The 2576-nt window shown below is 30.1% G+C and carries 1 protein-coding gene; it reads right to left on the bottom strand.

What is annotated here, in order from left to right:
* Positions 1-596 precede the first annotated feature (596 nt).
* On the bottom strand, positions 597-866 hold the full coding sequence (gene rpsO, locus CKF58_RS08255; RefSeq protein WP_119532786.1) for a 30S ribosomal protein S15: 270 nt from the start codon (positions 864-866) through the stop codon (positions 597-599).
* Positions 867-2576 lie beyond the last annotated feature (1710 nt).

Below are 2576 nucleotides of genomic sequence, written 5' to 3'. Positions count from 1 at the left end.
TTGTATTTGAGTTTGCAATAATATACTTAATTAGTAATTAAGTTGTTTCTGTCGATTCACATCGAGAGGAAAACTGTAAAGTTGTTTGTGTTTATTGTGTGTTGTTTTTAATAAATCTAGGTTTGGTAATAGATAATGAGTTAATTAGTTATGTTTGGATTTTGAGTTTGTTTTGTTGTTTTTAATAAGTGAGTAGTCACTCATTTATTTGTTTGTAAGGCCATTATAGACGACAATAGAATTAGGTGCAAGAGTTTTTTATCCCTCAATAAATTAAACCCTTGATAGATAGGATTAAAAAGTTTATAAATAAATGAGCGCTTACTCATTTATTAGGTTAAAAAATAGAAATGTAGATACTTTTAAACAGCTAGAAAATGTATTTATTTGAGGTTGTTTCTAGCGTTATTTTTAGCATTATTTTTAGAATTCTTTTTCAAAGTATTTAATTGAAAAATTGGCTCAAACAATATTATGGTCTCTTCAGTGATTATTGCATGGATAAAAAAAGACTCCTAGAAGATCTAGGAGCCTTTAATGAATATATATTTATTGAATTATTATTTAGAGTAGGAACAAATCGCCTAAGTAGTAAATTAGCGACGTAAACCTAAATCGTTAACGATGCTTACGTATTTTTCTACATCTGTACGACGTAAGTAGTCAAGTAATTTACGACGTTTAGAAACCATACGTAATAAACCACGACGACCATGGTGGTCTTTAGTGTGAACACGGAAGTGTTCTTGTAAGTGGTTGATTTGTGCGGTTAATAAAGCGATTTGTACTTCTGAAGAACCTGTATCTTTTTCTGTACGACCAAATTTAGCTAAAATTTCAGCTTTTTGTTCTGAACTTAGAGACATATTAAAATTTCCTATAAAAATTAAAAAATTTAAACTCACCTGATACCGATCTCTAACTCAGTATAGGCGCAAAAATTACAAAAGTATTTTTCTTCAAAATCTACTTCAATAATTAATTCAGTTAATGTTTTGCACTTACTAGCAGTAAATTTATTTGTTAGTAAATAAACTTCCCGATTTATCTAGCTTATCCAAAACGTTGTATATTATACCAAAATTTAAAATCTGCGAAATAAATATTTTTTTGAAATGACGGCAAAAGATGATGAGGATTTTGTTATAATATGCTACGATAAATTTATGAAATTGCAGTTTAGACTGTAAGTTCATAAATCTTTTATTTTTAAAATTAGAGTACGCAAGTACGATGATTTTAAAGATAAAAACTAGACAATCAAACTTAATAACACTAAAATGCTGCCTGATCTTTTTCTGGCAGCTTTTTTTGTATTGCTACGGCACAAAATTCGATTTCTTCTTTGTTGTAGCATTCTACTTCTTCTGCTTCTTCAGCTCCTTCTGCTTCTTTCTATTCGTATCTGCATGAGTTCCTATTCTAAGATGTATGAGTTGTATGAGTGAGTTGTACCACAATCCCACTACAGAATTTTTTCTCTCCTTTACTCCTTTCTTAATTCCTCGTTCCTCTAATAATTAATTTTTTAACAACTCTGACCTTATGTTTAAGTTGTATTAGGTAATAAACGTAGATCTGAAATGAAAATTAAGTACAAGTTTTAATTTTAGGTAGTATCTAAAAGTTATCATTTGATAGCAAAAATAGTCTTTTGTTCAATGAGGGGTGATACCTAAATTTTTAGTAAATTTAGGTATCGCTTCCTAGAGTTTGTCCTATAAAAACTTATTTGTTGTTAATGAAAGCTTTTGCAATTTTAGGTATTATTTGTGAGATTTTTGCAAGTTTTACGAAGCATTGACAGAAAATTTACCACCCCCTTTCTACCAAAGGTCATCTTTGTTAGTTAATCCTTGATTTGCCGTCCAAAATATGTCTTTTGTCCTTTAGCTCATACTTGATCTTTTTTATCATATTAACACCTCGCAAAGGCGGCACGTGCCTTTTCCTCAACTCAACATTCCACGTGCCGCTAAGAAAAAAGATCACCTTTAGTGATCCTGACAAAATTTCTCATTTCTCTGTGCTTAAAGCGATTTAAGTACAGAATTTTCATTGCTGTAATTTTGCTTTTTAGGAAAAGTTAAAAAGTAAATGGTTTCTTACAGCAGATATTTGAGTAAGGTTACTTGTGTTTATCCCTCTATTTAACTCTGTGCTTGTAGCTGGGCATAGAGGCTTCAATCATATCTGTGCACTTGTTTTGAGCCTTTAAGCTACAAGTAGTTCCACAAGTTCCTTCCTCGATAGCAACCAGAGAGAAACTTAAGTTTTAAGAGAAGTGTAATCTTAGTGTTAATTGCTTGAACTGTGGTGTCCCCCAAATGATATACAAAATTCATACTTTCAATGAACGAAAATATGTCAAATGAAAGCATTTTTTTTATAATTTTGGGTTAACTAATTTTTAAATTTAATGTATAAATCCTATGACTGTAGTTTATTTCTAATTTATTGAACTAAGTCTTAATGGGGTTTAATTTTTACATTTGGGAAAGACCTAATTGAATAAGCCCTCCCCCAAATTCGTACAAAAATAAAACAATATTAAAGTGTAATTAAAACAATTAAAG

This window comes from Psittacicella hinzii (assembly GCF_003585935.1).
GTDB classification, from domain to species: Bacteria; Pseudomonadota; Gammaproteobacteria; order Enterobacterales; family Psittacicellaceae; genus Psittacicella; species Psittacicella hinzii.
Note: the sequence above shows the minus strand (reverse complement) of the source record. Positions and strands in the feature narration are given on the sequence as shown.

Excerpts from the sequence above, each read along its gene's own strand:
- rpsO (WP_119532786.1), bottom strand. The coding sequence starts at position 866 with ATGTCTCTAAGTTCAGAACAAAAAGCTGAAATTTTAGCTAAATTTGGT.